The organism is Pseudoalteromonas sp. 11L1 (assembly GCF_055397545.1).
Genome location: NZ_AP041141.1, coordinates 1,690,279 through 1,705,253, shown reverse-complemented (window position 1 = coordinate 1,705,253; position 14,975 = coordinate 1,690,279). Strand labels below are relative to the sequence as shown.

The 14,975-nt window shown below is 39.1% G+C and carries 17 protein-coding genes; 9 read left to right on the top strand and 8 right to left on the bottom strand.

The genetic code is table 11. From position 1 onward, the window contains the following. The first annotated feature begins 25 nt into the window (after nt 1-25). On the top strand, nt 26-1,216 hold the full coding sequence (locus ACZ5WS_RS07910; RefSeq protein WP_138605342.1) for a tetratricopeptide repeat protein: 1,191 nt from the start codon (nt 26-28) through the stop codon (nt 1,214-1,216). A gap of 73 nt (nt 1,217-1,289) precedes the next feature. Beyond that, nucleotides 1,290-2,129 (top strand): M28 family peptidase, encoded by an 840-nt coding sequence (locus ACZ5WS_RS07905; RefSeq protein ID WP_464707491.1) that lies wholly within the window; start codon nt 1,290-1,292, stop codon nt 2,127-2,129. Here the strand turns inward: ACZ5WS_RS07905 and ACZ5WS_RS07900 are convergent. Then, entirely contained in the window at nt 2,075-2,416 is a 342-nt protein-coding gene (locus ACZ5WS_RS07900) for a GIY-YIG nuclease family protein (RefSeq protein WP_138605340.1), read from the bottom strand. The two genes, ACZ5WS_RS07905 and ACZ5WS_RS07900, sit on opposite strands and share 55 nt — an antisense overlap. Nucleotides 2,417-2,522: 106 nt before the next feature. Here ACZ5WS_RS07900 and ACZ5WS_RS07895 point away from each other — a divergent pair, with 106 nt between their 5' ends. Next, complete coding sequence (locus ACZ5WS_RS07895) at nt 2,523-2,882, top strand: outer membrane protein assembly factor BamE (protein ID WP_138605338.1); 360 nt, start codon at nt 2,523-2,525, stop codon at nt 2,880-2,882. A gap of 53 nt (nt 2,883-2,935) precedes the next feature. On the opposite strand, the gene ACZ5WS_RS07890 is transcribed toward ACZ5WS_RS07895, so the two are convergent. Next, nucleotides 2,936-3,259: an RnfH family protein gene (locus ACZ5WS_RS07890; protein ID WP_008109106.1), complete on the bottom strand. Its 324-nt coding sequence runs from the start codon at nt 3,257-3,259 to the stop codon at nt 2,936-2,938. After that, complete coding sequence (locus tag ACZ5WS_RS07885; RefSeq protein ID WP_138605336.1) at nt 3,256-3,696, bottom strand: type II toxin-antitoxin system RatA family toxin; 441 nt, start codon at nt 3,694-3,696, stop codon at nt 3,256-3,258. Before ACZ5WS_RS07885 ends, ACZ5WS_RS07890 begins: the two co-directional genes overlap by 4 nt. Nucleotides 3,697-3,843: 147 nt before the next feature. Here ACZ5WS_RS07885 and smpB point away from each other — a divergent pair, with 147 nt between their 5' ends. Both smpB and ACZ5WS_RS07875 read left to right on the top strand, forming a co-directional pair. Then, the gene (gene smpB, locus ACZ5WS_RS07880) at nt 3,844-4,323 is read left to right on the top strand and encodes an SsrA-binding protein SmpB (RefSeq protein ID WP_008109102.1); all 480 of its coding nucleotides are present in this window, start codon (nt 3,844-3,846) and stop codon (nt 4,321-4,323) included. 291 nt (nt 4,324-4,614) lie between these two features. Next, nucleotides 4,615-7,209 (top strand): TonB-dependent receptor, encoded by a 2,595-nt coding sequence (locus ACZ5WS_RS07875; RefSeq protein ID WP_178956397.1) that lies wholly within the window; start codon nt 4,615-4,617, stop codon nt 7,207-7,209. 61 nt (nt 7,210-7,270) lie between these two features. On the opposite strand, the gene ACZ5WS_RS07870 is transcribed toward ACZ5WS_RS07875, so the two are convergent. Beyond that, nucleotides 7,271-7,876 (bottom strand): peroxiredoxin, encoded by a 606-nt coding sequence (locus tag ACZ5WS_RS07870; protein WP_008109095.1) that lies wholly within the window; start codon nt 7,874-7,876, stop codon nt 7,271-7,273. A gap of 233 nt (nt 7,877-8,109) precedes the next feature. After that, nucleotides 8,110-8,823 carry a fatty acid metabolism transcriptional regulator FadR gene (gene fadR / locus ACZ5WS_RS07865; protein WP_464707474.1) on the bottom strand — a complete coding sequence of 238 codons (714 nt, stop codon included), beginning with the start codon at nt 8,821-8,823 and terminating at the stop codon, nt 8,110-8,112. A 358-nt stretch (nt 8,824-9,181) separates the two neighbouring features. Here fadR and dsbB point away from each other — a divergent pair, with 358 nt between their 5' ends. Together dsbB and ACZ5WS_RS07855 are read left to right on the top strand one after the other, a co-directional pair. Then, the gene (gene dsbB, locus ACZ5WS_RS07860; RefSeq protein ID WP_138605330.1) at nt 9,182-9,700 is read left to right on the top strand and encodes a disulfide bond formation protein DsbB; all 519 of its coding nucleotides are present in this window, start codon (nt 9,182-9,184) and stop codon (nt 9,698-9,700) included. A 1-nt stretch (nt 9,701) separates the two neighbouring features. After that, nucleotides 9,702-10,004 carry a hypothetical protein gene (locus ACZ5WS_RS07855; protein WP_010387958.1) on the top strand — a complete coding sequence of 101 codons (303 nt, stop codon included), beginning with the start codon at nt 9,702-9,704 and terminating at the stop codon, nt 10,002-10,004. A 12-nt stretch (nt 10,005-10,016) separates the two neighbouring features. Here ACZ5WS_RS07855 and ACZ5WS_RS07850 read toward each other — a convergent pair whose 3' ends face one another. After that, nucleotides 10,017-10,310 carry a ComEA family DNA-binding protein gene (locus ACZ5WS_RS07850; RefSeq protein WP_138605328.1) on the bottom strand — a complete coding sequence of 98 codons (294 nt, stop codon included), beginning with the start codon at nt 10,308-10,310 and terminating at the stop codon, nt 10,017-10,019. Between the two features lie 297 nt (nt 10,311-10,607). Here ACZ5WS_RS07850 and ACZ5WS_RS07845 point away from each other — a divergent pair, with 297 nt between their 5' ends. Further along, on the top strand, nt 10,608-10,907 hold the full coding sequence (locus ACZ5WS_RS07845) for a YebG family protein (RefSeq protein WP_010387955.1): 300 nt from the start codon (nt 10,608-10,610) through the stop codon (nt 10,905-10,907). 198 nt (nt 10,908-11,105) lie between these two features. On the opposite strand, the gene putP is transcribed toward ACZ5WS_RS07845, so the two are convergent. Next, nucleotides 11,106-12,617: a sodium/proline symporter PutP gene (putP, locus tag ACZ5WS_RS07840; protein ID WP_138605326.1), complete on the bottom strand. Its 1,512-nt coding sequence runs from the start codon at nt 12,615-12,617 to the stop codon at nt 11,106-11,108. 343 nt (nt 12,618-12,960) lie between these two features. On the opposite strand from putP, the gene ACZ5WS_RS07835 reads away from it, so the two are divergent. Further along, nucleotides 12,961-14,184, top strand: a complete 1,224-nt coding sequence (locus ACZ5WS_RS07835; protein ID WP_138605325.1) for an EAL and HDOD domain-containing protein — start codon at nt 12,961-12,963, stop codon at nt 14,182-14,184. 57 nt (nt 14,185-14,241) lie between these two features. Here ACZ5WS_RS07835 and ACZ5WS_RS07830 read toward each other — a convergent pair whose 3' ends face one another. After that, the gene (locus ACZ5WS_RS07830; RefSeq protein WP_138605324.1) at nt 14,242-14,973 is read right to left on the bottom strand and encodes an MlaA family lipoprotein; all 732 of its coding nucleotides are present in this window, start codon (nt 14,971-14,973) and stop codon (nt 14,242-14,244) included. Nucleotides 14,974-14,975 lie beyond the last annotated feature (2 nt).

The window sequence follows — 14,975 nt, the reverse complement described above, 5'->3', positions numbered from 1 at the left end:
GTGTGTTTTTTGTACAGAGGTGTGTATGAGTGCTGTTCAAGCTAAACATTATTTACTGGCTGCTTGTTTGCTGAGTTTAAGTGCGTGTAGCACTACATATAACGCCAATTTAAGCACGCCCCCCCCTATTATTACTCCCCCAATGCAACTTAAACAGCAGCTTGTAGAGTCTGAACAGCAAATATTTCAACTCGATAAGAGCCTTAAACAACAATTAAGTGCTTACGTACAAACAAATAAATCTGCTGATGAAATTGCCTATAGTCTACTCAGTTTTTTACTCTCAAATGGTGATAACTCACTATCTTATCAATCTACTGGCACACAAACGGCGTCTCAAAGCTATCAAGATTTAAATGCTAACTGTCTTTCCCTCTCTATTTTAGCGTATAGCTTAGCCGAACATTTAGGCCTGAAGGCTCGCTTTCAGAAAGTACATATTCCTGAGTACTGGGCGTTAAATCGAGGGTTTAATTTACTCACTGGGCACATAAACATTGCTATAGACAATAAGACTAAATTCAAAGACAGCTCACTTGTTTATCAGCGTAATAAGCGTTTAATCATTGATTTTGATCCTAATAGCCGACAAGCTCGTTTTGCAACTTCATCGCTGTCAAAAAAACGAGTGACCGCCATGTTTTATAACAACAAAGGCGGCGAGGCACTGATTAATAGGCAGTTTGATTTAGCTTATAGTTATTTTAAAGCAGCTATCAATACCGACTCTTCATTTAGTGCCAGCTGGGGGAATTTAGGAGTACTCTTTAAACAATTAGATGACCTCCAACAAGCTGAGAAAATGTATCATTTTGCCATTGCCTTAAACGCCAATGATAATACTGCGCAAGGTAATTTAGCATTATTATATAAACTCACAGATAGAGTAGCCGAAGGCGAAAAGCTATTGGCAAAACTTGACAAAAAGCGCCAAACTAACCCTTATTATCATATATCGCTTGGTAACAGTGACTATGTAAGTGGTGACTATACAAATGCGATTAGTCATTATAAAAAAGCTAACGCTATGTCGCCAACATTACATGAAAGTCACTTTGGGTTGGCGCGCAGTTACTTTAAATTAAGTAATATAACTAAAGCGGAGTTTCATCTACGTAAAGCTAGAAAAAAAGCAGACTTCATTCATCACAAACAGCGCTATGACAATAAGCTCATTGCATTAAAATCACTTACTGCGAAGGCGAATCATTATTAAATTATTTAGCTTAACCTGCATCGTTTTTTTTATAAGTTGGAGCGGCCTTTGTAAACAGATTGAGCCGCAATTATTGACTGATTTAACTATACTAACCAGCCCAGAATTAGCTGGTAGAAAAACGAATAGCCATGCAGCATTACTCACTAGAGAGTATTTAAAAACACGCTTCAAAGGGCATCAACTCACAGTAAGTGAACAACCTTTTACTTATTCCTCAGGGCTGTTTTCTAACGCACAAGGCGTTAATATTATTGCCACTAATACTGTAAAAGATTTACCTGTTATTGTTATTACTGCGCATTATGATCATTTAGGTCTACAAGCAGGAAAATTACACCTAGGTGCTAACGATAATGCCTCGGGTGTTGCTGCATTACTTTATTTATCGAATGCGCTAACGGTTTCTTCTTCATATCGCTTTATGTTTGTTGCAACAGACGCTGAAGAAAATGGTTTACACGGCAGTGAGCACTTTGCCAAAACAATGCGCCAACTCCCAATTGTTTTAAATATTAACTTAGATATGTTGGCAGTTAAAAAGTCACATAAGCGGTTATACGCACTAACAAGTCGCGCATTAAAAAGCCAGCTTAACCCTTTACTTACTCAGATTAACGGTGACAAGATCAAATTAAAGCCTGTTTATTCATCACGAAAAATGAGCCGACTCACCAACACTAAACAAATCGACTGGCACAGAGCCAGCGACCATTATTCATTCGCTAAACAAAAAATCCCGTATGTGTACTTTTCTATGGGGGCAGATAACTTCCATCATAGTACTAAAGATACGCTCGAAAATATAAATACTCCCCTCTATCAAGAAGCCGTATTGCTAATTGAGGCATTTATTAATCAGCTTTTGACAAGCCCTGTGGTATTAAGGCCCCCTTTAAAAGCAGCAACATAAGCCTCTTTTTTTGCTCGTGGAAGTTTTTTAATCGCATACTCTAATTTGCTCGCGTCGCTTTTAGTACCTACTTGTTGTTGATGAATGAGCACCAGCGGCCCTTTACCTTTGAGGTTTTTTGCCCCTTTACCTGCTTGATGAGTAGCGATACGTCGGGCTACATCAACCGTAATGCCGGTATACCAATGACCAAACCGTGTTTGCACAATATAAAGTGACCAAGTCGCCGGTTTATTTTTACTATTGCTCAACTCATTGTTTAAACTTTTTTGATTACTAATGGTCAAAACCTCGCCCTAACACTCTAAACAAAAACAATTACTCAAAAGGGTTTTACCTTGAGTAACTAATCGGTATCATGCAGATTATAAAAAATAAGGATCACAACTAACAATGCAGTCGTTAAAAACTTTGTCTCTTTGGCTTATCGTCGCTTTAACGCTTAGTTCAGCCGCAGGTTGTTCTAGCTGGGTATACAGAATCAACATCCCTCAGGGTAACTTTTTAGAACAATCAGACGTTGATAAGCTTCGCGTTAATATGACTCGCGAACAAGTACTATACGTACTAGGCAGACCCATTGCCGAAGACGCCTTCGATAAAAATACTTGGCGTTATGTATACAGCTTTAATAAAGGACGTGCTAATGAACAATATAAATCATTAGTATTAAACTTTGAAAATGAGAAGCTAGTTACGGTATCGGGCGACTATGAGCAACCAGAAAACTTTACAACACCTTTAGAGCAATAAGAAGCTATTAAAGTGTTGTTAAAAAAGGTGAGCATGGCTCACCTTTTTTGTGTCTAACGATCTAACGGCCGGCCACCAGTGACTTTATTAGCACGGCCCTCTTCTTTGGCTTTTTCAGCACGTTTTCTGCGAGCATCTTTAGGATCGGCAATTAATGGGCGGTAAATTTCAATTCTGTCGCCATCTTTAAGCTCATGATTAAGCTTTACCGTTCTGTTCCATACGCCTAAAGTTAAATCGGTTGCATCAATCTCAGGGCACTTTTTAATAATCCCTGACTGTATTACTGCTTGCTCAGCCGTTGTACCTTGCAGCACCTCTATATTTAACGTGGTTGCCTTAGTGGGTAACGCGAACACAACTTCAATATTTATCATGCACGTTCTCCGTACACGGTTTTTGCACGTTGAGTAAATGCACTCACCATGTTTTTAGCCACATCATTAAAAATTTTACCAAACGCTAGCTCTATTAGCTTACTTGAAAACTCGAACTCTAACTGTAAATTAACCTTACACGCCTGCGCATCTAATTGCTGAAAGTGCCAGCGACCTTGTAGGGTTTTAAAAGGGCCATCAACCAAGCGAAGCATCACTGTTTGCTCATCAATTAGCGTATTTTCAGTGGTAAACCATTTTTTTATACCGGCTTTGGATATTTCTAAACTAGCGGTCATGTTATTATCATGCTGCTTAATAATTTTTGAGTCTGAACAATTAGGTAAAAACTGTGAATAGGCTTCTACATCATTGACTAGATCAAACATCTCTTTAGTGCTGTACATAACCAGCGCGCTTTTTTCTATTTGTGGCATACTCACTCCCAACTGTGTGCAGGAATTTTAGCAAGCTTTGTGCGTTTCCCCAAACTTTCATCGCGCTTAAATTAATCCTTCGCTTTTGCATGTATAATTTAAAAAATCGATGTAAAACATCTTGTATAACGTATATTATAGGGCACTATGGCTAAGAAAAATTCATCAAAATCGACAAGTAATACCATCGCGCTAAACAAAAAAGCGCGACACGAGTATTTTTTACACGACAAGTTTGAAGCAGGTGTTGAACTCCAAGGCTGGGAAGTAAAAAGTATCCGAGCAGGTAAGGTAAATATCTCTGAAACTTACATTCATCTTAAAAACGGTGAAGCATTTTTATTAGGTAGTACCATTCAGCCTTTAAATAGTGCATCAACACATGTTATTTGTGACCCGCTACGTTACCGTAAATTACTACTAAGCAGGCGTGAACTTGACCGCTTAGTTGGTGCAACTGAACGTGATGGTTATTCATTAGTTGCCACCGCTATGTATTGGAAAAAATGCTGGGTGAAGCTTGAATTCCATTTAGCTAAAGGTAAGAAAATGCATGACAAACGTGAAGATGGTAAAAATAAAGATTGGTCCCGTGAAAAAGAACGTTTAATGAAACACAAAGTTTAAATAAAGACGCCTAACATCATGTTAGGCGTTTTTTTTGATTAAATTTTTAAGAAAATACAAATTATTACAAATTAAAGTCGCTCAGTGATTTATTTTTTAATAATGACCAAAGCACTCTCCCGCACCAGATAGCGAGTATCCCATTGTTTTTCATTATTGAGAAAATCAGTATATATTCGTGCCGATAATAAAATCAGCTTTGCAGTCAATTGATAACAGTTAAGTTACATGGTATTAATAATTCGGCTTGAAAAAACAAGTAAATTATAACATATCAACAAGGACTTAAGGATGAAGCAATCAATTGCATTTACACCGAGCTTAATCATCGGTGCTACTATCGCATTGTCAGCAGGTTTTAGTACAACAACTTACGCTGCACAGCAGACTGCAGAAAAAGTAGAACGTATTCAAGTAACAGGCTCTCGTATCAAACGTTCCGATATCGAAGGCCCATCGCCAGTACAATCCATTAATAAAGAAGACATCGAAAACATGGGTTATGACAACCTACAACAGCTTCTTGAAAGAATGCCTGTTGCAGGTAATGGTACTTTTTCAACCCGTGGCAATAACCAAGACTCAACCGCTAATGGTTCAGCCGCCGTCAGCCTTCGTGGTTTAGGGGCTGATGCTACGTTGGTACTTATTAATGGTCGTCGTGTTGCTATAAGCGCATTTGCTGAAGGGATCACCAACTCATTTGTTGACATAAACAGCATTCCTGTTTCAGCAATTGAACGTATTGATATTTTAAAAGATGGCGCATCAGCAATCTATGGCTCTGATGCTGTAGCAGGTGTTGTAAACGTTATCTTGAAAAAAGACATCGACGGGATTGAAGTTAATTTAGGTTACGGCGGCACAGATGGCCCTAACTATGAAGAAACCACGGCTAGCATTGTTTGGGGTACAACGAGTGCAAAAAGTAGTGCGTCCGTTATTATTGATTACTTTAAAAACACGTCTTTATCATCAGACGAAATGGGCCGTTTAGGTACTGCTAATCAATCTCCTTATGGCGGCCAAGACTTTCGTTCATCACGTGGCTTCCCGGGCTACTTTTACGTAGATGGCGTTAAAACAATCGATCCTTCGTGTCCTGCTGAAAATGCAACATCAAGTGGTAGTTGCTTATTTGACTATGGTCCATTCGGCTATATTGCCCCTGCATCAGAACGTGTAGGCGCAATTTCACAATTTGAATACCGCTTCGACAATGGCATCACCGGCTTTTTAGAAATGGCTGTACAGCATAACAGCTCAGTTGCAGCTGGCGCACCAACGCCACTTGATGAAGATGCGGGTTTAACCGTACCAGGGAATCATCCAAATAACCCATTTGGTCAAGATATAGAAATTGGTCGTTACAGAACAGTGGATGCAGGCGCGCGTCAATGGGATATCGAATCAGACACATTACGTTTTGTTGCTGGTTTAAAAGGTGAAATTAACGACTGGAGCTGGGAAACAGCGGTACAAAAAGGGCGTAGCAAGTCATTACAAACAGGGGATCGTTCACAAGGTTGGGTTCGCACCGACTTTTTACAACAAGAGATTGACGCAGGTAACTACAACCCATTTGGCGGCACTTACAACGATCCGGCTGTTGTTGACAGAATCACAACGAGTTTGGTTCGCCAAGGTGAGTCTCATATGACGTCGTTCGATGCTAACATTTCAGGTGAAGCATTTAACTTTGGTGATGATGTTGTCATGATGGCGGCCGGTATTGAATACCGCGAAGAAGACGTAACTGATACGCCAGATGATCAATTTCAACGTGGGTTAATCTTTGGTACCGAGTCAGTTTCAGCTGCCGCAGAGCGCGACCAATACGCTGCCTATGTAGAGTTTTCAATTCCACTTGCGGAAAACTTAGAGCTACAACTTGCGGGCCGTTATGATGATTACAGTGACTTTGGCACTACGACAAACCCTAAAGTCGCTTTACGCTGGGCACCTAGTGATGAAATCACGGTTCGCGGTTCTTGGGCGCAAGGCTTTAGAGCACCTTCACTTGCACAAGTAGGTTTAGGGCCATCTCAAGAGAGTCAGTTCTTTATTGATAATTACCGCTGTGATGCAACAGGTAAAGATTGTGACCCGCTAGATTACAACATTGAATTTGCCGGTAACCCAGATTTAGAAGCTGAAGAATCTGAATCTTGGAATGTCGGCTTCATTTGGGCACCCACAACTGACTTTGGTTTAAGTATTGATGTGTGGAGTATCACCCAAGATAATAAAATTGATGAGCAAGAGTTTGGTCCAATTTACAACTCAGAGTGTAATAACCAAAATAGTACGGTATGTGTACGCTTACCACCATCAGGTACTGACAGCCTAGGAACTATTCAAAAGATATTCAGTACTTTTGAAAATGTATCATCACAAGAAGTTTCTGGCGTTGATATTTCAGCAAACTACAATCATTCACTGGATGAGTTAGGCTTACTAAAATTCAATTTAGAATGGGCTTACCAAGATAAATTTGAAAAAGACGGCCGCGATTACACTGGTGAATATGGCTACCCAGAGCACCGTTGGATTTTCTCAACAAACTGGGAAATTGGCCAATTCAACACGAATATGAACATTAGTTATGTGGGTGAGTTTGAAGATACGCCAGATATCGATTTCGATGGCAACTTAGACTTCGATAGTAATACATCACGCACTGTTGATTCTCAAGTATTGGTTGATTTACAAACATCATACCGTATTACTGAGTCTGCAAAAGTATCGCTAGGTGTAAATAACTTATTTGATGAAGAGCCACCATTTGCAATTGGTGACGGTGATTCAGATCTGTATGGTTACGCATCGGGTGTACACAACCCTCGAGGTCGTTACATTTACACTAAAGTGAGCTTTTCGTTTTAATTAAAAGCAATAAAAAACCGCCAATATGGCGGTTTTTTTTATCTTAAACTAAAGGGCTAGATTATAGCTCGCCTTCGTTTTCAGATAAGAATTTAGCTACGCCTTCAGGGCTTGCATCCATTCCTTTTTTACCTTCAGTCCAACCAGCAGGACATACTTCGCCATGCTCGCTGTGGAATGCTAATGCATCAACCATGCGGATCATTTCGTCGATGTTACGACCAAGTGGTAAATCGTTAACTACTTGGTGACGTACGTTACCTTCTTCGTCGATTAAGAAAGAACCACGAAATGCAACGCCCGCTTCTGGGTGCTCAACGTCGTATGCTTTACAGATCTCGTGTTTAACGTCTGCAACTAGTGCGTATTGAACTTTACCAATACCGCCGTCTGCTACTGCGGTGTTACGCCATGCGTTGTGTGAGAACTGTGAATCGATTGAAACACCAATTACTTCTACACCACGTTTTTGGAATTCTGCATAACGCTTATCAAAAGCAATAAGCTCAGAAGGACATACAAAAGTGAAATCTAGTGGGTAGAAAAAGATTACTGCTTTTTTACCTTTGATTTTTTCGTGAAGGTTATAGCTATCTACAATCTCACCGTTACCTAGAACAGCTGCAGCGGTAAAGTCTGGTGCCTGGCGGCCTACTAATACACCCATTTTATTCTCCAAATATTTTGAGTTTATTGTCAATTGCTTACGCAATACTGATAGTAATATGGGCACTAATTATTAAATTACAATAGCACCATATCTAATTAATCATTATTCTATGGCTATCAAAAATAAATTAACAATCGTATTTATAGATAGCGCCGTTCTAAAATAGCGAACGCTTGATAAACACACGGATTATTGTTCATAAAAAAACCTGCTTAAAGCAGGTTTTTTTTCTAATCCATAATGTCGCTAGGCATATCACCGCGAATATGTTGCCATATTTCACCGGTTTGATGACCATACTTACGCATCATGGATATCGCACCATCGTGCTCTTTATTCTCAGCAAGCTTAGTTAGATCTTTATAGAATTGACGTGCAAGCTCACGAGTGCGAGGATCTGAAAAGTAATGACAACCAATCTTAGAATAAAAGCCTTTGAAACCATTAAGAATAAGCACATAAATGCGATTGTGACCAGCAACAGCTAACTCATGGTGCACTTTATAGTCATAATCAGCAAATGCTTGCGCACTGTCTTCTAGTTCATCACTTTGCGATAAAATTTCAATAACGCGCTCTGGTGCAAGCTTTATTGCTGCACGGGTGTAAATTGCGCTGATGTTGGTGCGTGCTGAAAGTAACTGATCGGTCAACTCTGGCATTTTGTCTTCGTCTAAACGGGCCAGTGTTTCAAGAATATTTAACCCTGACGTTTCCCAAAAATTATTTACGCGAGTAGGTTTACCATGTTGTATTGTTAACCAACCGTCTCTTGCTAATCGTTGTAACACTTCACGCAATGTGGTTCTAGTAACACCAATTAACTCTGAGAGTTCACGCTCAGCTGGCAGAATTGAACCTGGAGGGAAATCACCATTCCAGATTGACTCTACTATGTATTCCTCAGCAAATCCTGCTGGGCTTTTCGCTTTAAAAATTCTCATTCAATTCCTACTCGAATTAATTCACATTACATCGCTACATACGATTAACTGACTGATTGTACCAGACAAGTCACAACTAACAAGTAAAGTAAGTTAAATTACCTAGGTATGTGATTAAAAGGGTAACTTTACTGGTAGAAATTAAACACAATATGAATGCCCACCTATTATTCATACGAGACAGTTTGACTAGCTCTTACAACTGGATTAACTTGATGGCTCTGGGGAAAGTCATGTAACAGAGTATCCCTAACTTTGAGGTGCGAAAAGCTTTCATAGCTCCTCGCTTTTTCCTTTTACTTGCCCCGCTGTTTATCCTAAGTCATAATCTAAGCCCTTATTTAAATACGGAATTGTTATGAACTGGCTTGCTAATCTAAGTACTCAGCGTACACCTTGGTTATTATTCAGTGGGATTGTTTTTCTGCTTGAAGTTACTGCACTTTTCTTTCAATACAACATGGGGTTAGCGCCATGCATTATGTGCATATACCAGCGCACCGCAGTATTAGGCCTACTTTTTGCGGGTATGATTGGAGCCAGTAAACCAAACAGCCTCATAGTACGTATTGTCGCTTATGCTGTTTGGGGGATTTCAAGTGTATGGGGGTTACTAATAGCCCGTGAGCACATTGAAATGCAAACAACCACAGACCCATTTGCATTTAGCTGTGAATTTGAGCCAAACTTTCCAGAATTTATACCGTTACATCACTGGATACCGCAGTTTTTTGAAGCGACAGGTGACTGCGGAAATATAGATTGGCAATTTGCCAGCCTAAGTATGCCAGCGTGGATGGAAATTATTTTTGTACTCTTTACCGCCACACTGTTTATATTAGTGGCCAGTCGATTAATTACTAAAAAGTCACTTTAATATGTTTACTTTTTTTTCAAGCCAAGTTGATGAGCTTAAACATTTAAAAGTTCGTCAACGACAAACTGTTATAGCTATCTCTTTAAGCATGCTATCACCCAGTGACAGGGTCTTTATACGCATACTAAAGCTGATGCTATTAAGCCCATTCTTTTTAATATTTACTCTTTTCGAAGGTTGGTTACTGGTGCCCTTTTTAATTGTAGCTGGGTTGAGCTATCCGCTATTAACAGCACCAGTAGATATTAACTTTGCTAAAAAGCACCTTGGTGCTGCCTTAAAACAGTTTGATCAGGGCGCATAGCGCCCTTTTTAGTTAAAACGTCACCTTTCCATCAAGTTTGGCTAGCATTTTTTTACCCACCCCTTTTACTTTAGCTAGATCTTCAAGTGATGCGAAATCACCATTAGCTTCTCTATAATCGATAATTGCCTGTGCCTTTTTCTTACCGACACCTGGTAACTTAATTAACTGTTTTAAATCAGCACTATTAATATTAACCATGGCTGATTGCATCTGCTCTGATAGCATATCGCTTTGCGCAAAGGTGGTACCCATAGGTAATAAACATAAAGCAGCTGCTAACGAGATTATTTTAATTAATTTCATACTATTTCCTTTTGCGTTCCTACATGAACATTCGTTGATTATTTACACCCAGCACTTTTACATAACGTTGTGGTTACTAAGTACTAACGGTAACAATCACTCCTTGCGACTCCTTTACTGCAACGCGTTATAAAGTGACTTAATAAATAAAGTAGAGTCAGCCTTTATTGTCAACTAAGCTGCAGATAAACTAAGGCTAAAGCTTGCAAAATAACGCGCAAGCTTGTACTGTACATAAAAACAGTAATCTAATGATTTAAAATAATCATATTGCCACGTAAGTAAGCAGGAGAAATCATGGCTGTTGTTGTTAAATATGTTGTAGAACGAAACGGAGTCGAGCGCATGACGTTTACTACTAAAAAAGAAGCTGATGCCTATGACAAAATGCTCGATATCGCCGAGTCACTAGAACTAATGCTTGAAAAAGTAGATGTGCCGCTAAGTGAACAACAAGTTGAGTCGCTTGCACTTGAGATTGCGAAAAGTAAAGACGACTTTATGGCGGTACTTAAGGGGACTAAAGAAGTACCTGCAAAAGCTAAAAAAACAAAGTCAGATAACGTTGCAGATATAAAAGATAAAGCTGCAAGTTAGTACTTTTAAAAACCTAATAGTAATTATTAAAAAACTGAATTCGGTATTCGAATTCAGTTTTTTTTATGCCTTTAAATAATGATAGCTAAAAGCGAGTAAATCATCACTATTTGCTAATGTTAAAAGTCAGTCAATAAAAATGCCAACCAGTTAAACTGGTTGGCATTTTTTAAACCAAAACTTAGGTTAACTAATCACTTATAATGACGATTCAACTTCATCAAACAGATCAGTAATTTCCTTTTTCGGTTCAGCTGTCATAAGGCTTCCTACTACAATCGCAATACTTGCTAAAATAAAGCCAGGGACGATTTCATAGATCACGCTACTTAAACTCTCACCATTAATAGTAATAGGCGCATAAATCCACACAAGCACCGTTAGTGCACCTACAACCATACCACTAATAGCCCCTTTTAAGTTCATACGCTTCCAGTAAAGGCTAAACAATACCAGTGGACCGAATGCAGCACCGAAACCAGCCCATGCATTACTTACTAAATCTAGTATTGAACTATTGCGGTCATACGCTAAGTAGATTGCAAATAACGCAACCAATATCACGCTAATACGCCCTACTAATACCAGCTCAGTTTGCGAAGCATTACGATTTAAGTAGATCTTATAAAAGTCTTCAGTTAAAGAACTTGAACACACCAATAGTTGCGATGAAATAGTACTCATAATCGCAGCTAAAATAGCCGCTAGTAGGAAACCGGCAATTAACGGATGGAATATTAATTCAGCTAATACTAGGAAGATTGTTTCTTTGTCGGCAATCGGCATTTGGTTTTCAATCATGAATGCTGCGCCAAATAGCCCGGTAAATACCGCACCAATAGCGGATAGCGTCATCCAAGACATACCAATACGACGCATGGTTGGCATTTCTTTTACTGAGCGAATAGACATAAAGCGAACAATAATATGCGGCTGACCAAAGTAACCTAAGCCCCACGCCATTGCAGAAATAATAGCAATGGTAGAACCGCCCGCAAACCAGTCAAGCATACTTAAAGAATGAATTTCGCTTGCTTTAGGCGAGCTTAGTAACTGCTGATAGTTTGCATTTGCTAAGGTATCCATAAAGGGTTGGTCAAGCATCATGTAGGTGGCAATTGGCACTGCCAACAACGAAATAAACATGATACAGCCTTGCACAAAGTCTGTAAGGCTAACCGCTAAAAAACCACCAAACAAGGTATATACCACTACTACACCCGTGGTGATGTATAAGCCCATTTCGTAACTCATTTGAAATGAGTTTTCAAATAACTTACCACCGGCAACAACTCCCGATGAAGTATATAAGGTAAAGAAAACAATAATTACTATTGCAGAGATAACACGTAGGATATTTTTGTTGTCATCAAAACGGTTTGCAAAGAAATCAGGGATAGTAATGGAGTCATTGGCTTTTTCAGTATAAACACGCAGTCTTGGTGCTACTAAAAAGTAGTTTGCCCATGCACCTAATACTAAACCAATTGCAATCCAAACCTTACTCAATCCAAATAAATACATTGCGCCAGGTAAACCCATTAATAACCAACCACTCATATCTGATGCACCAGCCGATAGGGCAGCTACACTGGGGGCTAAATTACGACCACCTAGCATATACCCTGAAATATCACTGGTAGATTGCTTATATGCGTATAGTCCTATTCCTAGCATTACAATAAAGTATAATGCCAGTGAAATAATCATTCCTGTTTCCAAATTCGCCTCCACTTAAAAAAGTAATAATAGGCTTGTAATCCAAATAATGACTCTTGAAATCTTATAATTAAGACAGTATTGGAATAAAAGCTTTCTACTCAACTATAACACGGTAATCGCTAATAACTCCAACCCGCTAATTTAAGTAGATAAAAAACCATCCATTCGCTTGTTTTTAAAACGAATAGAGTAAAAACAATAAGTTTAGATTAATTAAAATTACCCAAGCCATGATATTTTATTAATAAAATTCATTTTACCGATGCTATTTTGAATGTTTTCCAATATATTATTACAATGTTAATTAATTTCTACCTTTACGGAATCTTATATGTATTTTTACGCTGCTCGCCAACCCATTTTAGATCGCAATAAGGAGCTAATTGGCTACGAGCTTTTATTTCGTGATGGGGTAGATAACGTATTTCCAAATATTGACGGCGACGAAGCGACGTCTCGCCTAATTGAAGGCAGTCAGTTTAATTTTGGCCTTGAAGATTTAACCGATAATAAACCCGCTTATATTAACTTTACCCTAGACACCTTATTAAAAGGCTACCCTACGCTATTAAATAAAGACGGGGTAGTTATTGAAATATTAGAAACCGTTCAGCCAGGAAAACGCCTGCTCGCAATAGTTAAAGATCTAAAAGAAAAAGGGTATACACTCGCTCTAGATGACTACGCGCACCAACCTGTTTGGCGCCACTTTTATCCATTTATTGATATCATTAAAATTGATTTTTTAAAGTGCGATATAGAAATCGTTAAAGCCCTCATCGAGGACTTAAAACCTTACCCTCATATTAAATTACTTGCAGAAAAAGTTGAAACCTACGAGCTTTACAACCAAGCTTTTGAACTGGGCTTTGAGTACTTTCAAGGCTTTTTCTTTTCAAAACCTGAGATGGTGCAAAGTAAAGCCTTACCGCCATCAGGCATGGCACTGGCTGAACTGCTCTATGAAACATCCAGTGTAGAAATGGATCTTAAAAAAATCACCGATGTATTTGAGCGTGATGTTAACTTATCATATAAACTACTGCGCTATTCAAACTCAGCAGCCTTTACCCGCCGCTCTGAAATAAGCACTATAAAACAAGCACTAATTGTATTAGGCGCTGCTGAAATAAAAAAGCTGCTCTCTTTATTGTTTGCAGCACAAGTCTCTGCCGATAAGCCATTAGAGCTTATTAGACTGTCGTTAACGCGGGCGCGTTTTTGTGAGTTGTTAGCTATTTCACATGGCAAACTGAAAGACACAGGCATGGCGTTCTTAACTGGCATGATGTCGCTTATGGATGCGATATTAGATGAAGAAATGGACAGCGTAATGCTTAAATTACCTCTATCTAATGAGATAAAAACAGCGCTATTAAAAAATGAAGGGCTACTTGCCGAATACTTAAGTTTAGTGACTCTGTATGAGCAAGGTGATTGGCAAGCTGCGAATGACAAAGCTCAGCAACTAAACTTAGGTGATGAAGTGCCTGATGCATACCACGAAGCTCTCAATTGGGTTAGTGAGCAAATGCAGGTGATGATTGATAGCTAAGAGATCTTTGATGCCCATTAACAAAAACGCCAGCATTTGCTGGCGTTTCTATTTTAATTAAAGACTTTCTAAAAAATCTTCATCAAAATCTTCAGGCTCTTCTTTTATTGGCGGGTTACCGTCAAATAACTCGTATAATTGACGCTGAAAATAAATGTCTTTAATAAATAAGTAGGGATCTAACGAATCATTTAATAACCCTTCCTGAGCCATTAAAGACGCACGCGCTTCAACCGCTTTTAGTGCGAACACTAAAATGGTTTGTGGCGTGGTCAGTGCTATTTCAGGCAATACAAGGTTATCAACAACATCACCGGTTAAGTTACGTGCGGTAGATGGCCCCATTGCTGGGATCATTAAATAAGCACCATCACCCACTCCCCACACACCTAAAGTTTGGCCAAAGTCCTCGCTAGTTACTTCAAGCCCAAGTGAGCTGGCCACATCAAATATGCCAAATACACCCACCGTTGAATTCACTAAAAAACGTGCAAAATTAATTCCAGCACTGCTTGGTTTTCCTTGCAGGCCGGCATTTATAATATCAACGGGTGCAGTAATATTATCGGTAAAGTGCACAATACTACGACGAACAGGCTGCGGTGTAACAGTGATGTAACCCACTGCTGCTGGCCTTAAAATATAGGTATCGAGTACGTCCATATTAAAGTCATAAATGGGTCTATTTACACTTTGTAAGGGATCGCGCTCATCATATTTACTCTCGGGCACTTGAGCACAGCCCGATAAGGTGAGTAAACATAATAAAAGTAAGCCTTGTTTTAACATCT

What these genes read in the sequence shown, in the direction of transcription:
- ACZ5WS_RS07910 (WP_138605342.1), top strand. Translation starts at nt 26, where the DNA reads ATGAGTGCTGTTCAAGCTAAACATTATTTACTGGCTGCTTGTTTGCTG.
- ACZ5WS_RS07895 (WP_138605338.1), top strand. Translation starts at nt 2,523, where the DNA reads ATGCAGTCGTTAAAAACTTTGTCTCTTTGGCTTATCGTCGCTTTAACG.
- ACZ5WS_RS07890 (WP_008109106.1), bottom strand. Translation starts at nt 3,259, where the DNA reads ATGATAAATATTGAAGTTGTGTTCGCGTTACCCACTAAGGCAACCACG.
- ACZ5WS_RS07885 (WP_138605336.1), bottom strand. Translation starts at nt 3,696, where the DNA reads ATGCCACAAATAGAAAAAAGCGCGCTGGTTATGTACAGCACTAAAGAG.
- smpB (WP_008109102.1), top strand. Translation starts at nt 3,844, where the DNA reads ATGGCTAAGAAAAATTCATCAAAATCGACAAGTAATACCATCGCGCTA.
- ACZ5WS_RS07875 (WP_178956397.1), top strand. Translation starts at nt 4,615, where the DNA reads ATGAAGCAATCAATTGCATTTACACCGAGCTTAATCATCGGTGCTACT.
- ACZ5WS_RS07870 (WP_008109095.1), bottom strand. Translation starts at nt 7,876, where the DNA reads ATGGGTGTATTAGTAGGCCGCCAGGCACCAGACTTTACCGCTGCAGCT.
- fadR (WP_464707474.1), bottom strand. Translation starts at nt 8,823, where the DNA reads ATGAGAATTTTTAAAGCGAAAAGCCCAGCAGGATTTGCTGAGGAATAC.
- dsbB (WP_138605330.1), top strand. Translation starts at nt 9,182, where the DNA reads ATGAACTGGCTTGCTAATCTAAGTACTCAGCGTACACCTTGGTTATTA.
- ACZ5WS_RS07855 (WP_010387958.1), top strand. Translation starts at nt 9,702, where the DNA reads ATGTTTACTTTTTTTTCAAGCCAAGTTGATGAGCTTAAACATTTAAAA.
- ACZ5WS_RS07850 (WP_138605328.1), bottom strand. Translation starts at nt 10,310, where the DNA reads ATGAAATTAATTAAAATAATCTCGTTAGCAGCTGCTTTATGTTTATTA.
- ACZ5WS_RS07845 (WP_010387955.1), top strand. Translation starts at nt 10,608, where the DNA reads ATGGCTGTTGTTGTTAAATATGTTGTAGAACGAAACGGAGTCGAGCGC.
- putP (WP_138605326.1), bottom strand. Translation starts at nt 12,617, where the DNA reads ATGATTATTTCACTGGCATTATACTTTATTGTAATGCTAGGAATAGGA.
- ACZ5WS_RS07835 (WP_138605325.1), top strand. Translation starts at nt 12,961, where the DNA reads ATGTATTTTTACGCTGCTCGCCAACCCATTTTAGATCGCAATAAGGAG.
- ACZ5WS_RS07830 (WP_138605324.1), bottom strand. Translation starts at nt 14,973, where the DNA reads ATGTTAAAACAAGGCTTACTTTTATTATGTTTACTCACCTTATCGGGC.